The 3,171-nt window shown below is 67.4% G+C and carries 4 protein-coding genes; 1 reads left to right on the top strand and 3 read right to left on the bottom strand.

All coding sequences use genetic code 11. The annotated features are described in order from the left end of the window. Positions 1-27 precede the first annotated feature (27 nt). From AAW13_RS43695 to AAW13_RS43685, 3 genes are all read right to left on the bottom strand, one after another. Positions 28-537 (bottom strand): HNH endonuclease, encoded by a 510-nt coding sequence (locus AAW13_RS43695; RefSeq protein ID WP_046734683.1) that lies wholly within the window; start codon positions 535-537, stop codon positions 28-30. A 168-nt stretch (positions 538-705) separates the two neighbouring features. Further along, positions 706-1,245 (bottom strand): YbhB/YbcL family Raf kinase inhibitor-like protein, encoded by a 540-nt coding sequence (locus tag AAW13_RS43690; RefSeq protein ID WP_046734682.1) that lies wholly within the window; start codon positions 1,243-1,245, stop codon positions 706-708. Between the two features lie 62 nt (positions 1,246-1,307). Then, positions 1,308-2,090: a sporulation protein gene (locus AAW13_RS43685; protein ID WP_046734681.1), complete on the bottom strand. Its 783-nt coding sequence runs from the start codon at positions 2,088-2,090 to the stop codon at positions 1,308-1,310. Positions 2,091-2,226: 136 nt separating this feature from the next. Between AAW13_RS43685 and AAW13_RS43680 the strand changes: the two genes are divergently transcribed. Then, complete coding sequence (locus AAW13_RS43680; protein WP_046734680.1) at positions 2,227-2,877, top strand: DNA-3-methyladenine glycosylase; 651 nt, start codon at positions 2,227-2,229, stop codon at positions 2,875-2,877. The last annotated feature ends 294 nt before the right edge of the window (positions 2,878-3,171 follow it).

Genomic DNA, 3,171 nt, shown 5'->3' with positions numbered 1-3,171 from the left:
ACGACCGACTGATCCAAACGAAACTGCCTAGGCGGCCACATCCCCCGCCAGCCACCCGGGAAGCGCCGCGTAGTCCTCGGCCCCCAACGCGAGCAGCATCGCGTCCTGCGGCGAAGGCTCGAACGGCTTCCGAAGCAACGGCATCCCCGCCTGCTCCGGTGTCCGGTCGGCCTTCCGGTGATTGTCCTCCGCGCACGAAGCCACCGTGTTCAGCCACGAGTCGCCCCCACCCTGTGCCCGGGGCACTACATGGTCCACGGTCGTCGCCCGCCGGCCGCAGTAGGCGCATCTGTGCCGGTCCCTGACCAGCACCCCCCGCCGCGACCAGGGCGCCTGTCTCCGGAACGGCACCCGTACGTACCGGCACAGCCTGATCACCCGCGGCGCAGGTATGTCCACGTCCGCACCGCGCATGCGCAGTTCGGGGTGGGCCTGCTCGACGACGGCCTTGTCCTGCAACACCAGGACAACGGCGCGGTTCAACGTCACCGTGGACAGCGGCTCGAAACTCGCGTTCAGAACCAGCGTGTCACGCATCCAGCCCACCTCCCATGTGCACCGTGCCCACCCCCGGCGGGCTTGGATCAACTCTGGACGGGCGCGCCGAGATGGACAACGCAATAAAAACTGCCCGCCTCTGATCACTTCCAAGACCAGAGGCGGGCAAACGTTCAATGAACGCTCGACTGATTTTCGCGAGCCGGGTCAGCCCTCCGCGGGAGCCTCGTACTCGCCGATCAGGTGCGCACGCGCGAGCGCGTGGAACCGCAGGTTGAACCCGACCACGGCCGGCGACACGTCGGCATCCGGACCGAGCTTCTCCTGGTCCACCGCGTACACCGTGAAGACGTACCGGTGCGGTCCGTCCCCGGGCGGCGGCGCGGCACCACCGAAGTCCTTCGACCCGTAGTCGTTGCGCACCTGTACCGCGCCCTCGGGCAACCCCTCGAACTTGCCGCTGCCCGCGCCCGTCGGCAGCTCGGTCACCGAGGCCGGGATGTCGAACACGGACCAGTGCCAGAACCCACTGCCCGTCGGCGCGTCCGGGTCGTAGCAGGTCACGGCAAAGCTCTTGGTCCCGGCCGGGAAGCCCTCCCACCGCAGCTGCGGCGAGGTGTTGCCCTTCGCGTAGACCTGAGCGTCCTTGAGCGTCGCCCCTTCCTCAACGTCGTCACTCGTCACCGTGAACGACGGCACGGGCGGGTGGAAGTCATGGGGGAGAGGCCGCCGCTTGAGCTCGGTCACCTCGGTACCTCCTGATCCATAGGGTCGATGCGGATCGATTGCGGAATCCGTGGTTCCCGAGCCTAGAACCAGTTGCGCTTGCTGCCGACCTCGGACAGCCACTGGTTGAGATACGCCGCCCAGTCGGTCCCCTGGAAGTCGTGCAGACCCACCTGGAAGGACCGGAAGGTGTCGCTGCCCTCGCTGAACAGGCCGGGCTTCTTGTCCATTTCGAGGATGACGTCCATGGCGTGCCCGTCCGCGACGAAGCTGAGCTCCACCTGGTTCAGACCCCGGTACTGGGACGGCGGGTGGAACTCCACCTCCTGGTAGAAGGGGAGCGTCTGCCGGGTACCCCTGATGTGCCCCTTCTCCAGGTCCGCGTTCTTGAAGCGGAAGCCGAGCCGGATGAAGGCGTCCAGGATCGCCTTCTGCGCCGGCAGCGGATGCACGTTGATCGGGTCGAGGTCACCCGAGTCGACCGCCCGCGCGATCTCCAGTTCGGTCGTCACCCCGATGTGCATCCCGCGCAGCGCCTGCCCGTCGATCATCGTGACGGGCGTCTCCCACGGGATCTCCAGCCCGAACGGCACCGCGTGCACCGCCCCCGCCTGGAGCTCGAAGGCACCACCGAGCCGCACCTTGCCGAAGTCGATGTTCTGCTTGTACTCCTCGTCGCCGTGCTCCACCTCGACCCGGGCCTGGAGTCCCACGGACAGCCCCTGGATCTCCTGGTTCACCGACCCGCCCTGGATCCGCACCTCGCCCTGGACGACGCCGCCCGGTACGACGTTGCTCTCGGTGAGCACCGTCTCGACGGACGCCCCACCGGCACCCAGGCTCGCGAGCAGCTTCTTGAAGCCCATGACTCTCCCTTTGCGTACGGACCTTTGACCCCTACAAACGCGATCCGGTCACGACCGGTTCCGGCCCACACCCTGGCAAGCGGACGATTCCTTGACCAGCCCTTGGGTTCCGCGGCCTGGACTAGGCTCGGACGCCATGATCGTGCCCCCGGACCGTACGCCACTCCCCAGGAGCTTCTTCGACCGCCCTGTACTGGAGGTCGCCCCCGATCTCCTCGGCCGCACCCTTGTCCGCACCACCCCGGAGGGGCCGATCGCGGTGCGCCTCACAGAGGTGGAGGCGTACGACGGCCCGAACGACCCGGGATCGCACGCCTACCGTGGCCGCACCCCCCGTAACGAGGTGATGTTCGGTCCGCCCGGACACGTGTACGTCTACTTCACCTACGGCATGTGGTTCTGCATGAACCTGGTGTGCGGACCGGAGAGCAGGGCGAGCGCCGTCCTGCTCCGGGCCGGCGAGGTCCTGGAGGGGGCCGAGCTCGCGCGCAAACGTCGACTTTCGGCCCGATACGACCGCGAACTGGCCAAAGGCCCGGCCCGCCTGGCCACCGCCCTGGATGTCACCCGCGCCCTGGACGGAGCCGACGCGTGTGCCGCCGGCGAGGCGCCGCTGCGAATGCTGACCGGTACCCCCGTCCGCTCCGACCAGGTACGGAACGGTCCGCGGACCGGAGTCGCCGGTGAAGGAGGGAACGGGGACGTCCACCCTTGGCGGTTCTGGATCGCCAACGATCCGACGGTGAGCCCCTATCGGGCCCATGTGCCCCGCCGCCGCTCAAGTTGACGCGTCCCTGGAAGGTGCGTAATGTAGCCCGAGCCGCTTGAACCGGGTACGGCAATCGCCAGCAGCCGGAAGCGGCCACCCACTACCTACGACTTCCCCTGACGGGGTCGAATTCTGCATGCCCGCATGCCCGAATTCGAACTCGCGGAACTCGATTATGAGTCTCGATGGGAATCGGCTAACGTAGTGAATGTCGAAAGGCCGACGGGCGAGACCCGGAAAGCCCAAGACAATCCCGCCGACCGGGAATCGGACGCCGAAAGGATCTGATAGAGTCGGAAACACCGAAGGGAA

It is taken from the genome of Streptomyces humi (assembly GCF_001005085.2).
In the GTDB taxonomy this organism is placed as follows: domain Bacteria; phylum Actinomycetota; class Actinomycetes; order Streptomycetales; family Streptomycetaceae; genus Streptomyces; species Streptomyces humi.
This window is presented reverse-complemented; position numbering and strand designations above follow the sequence as displayed.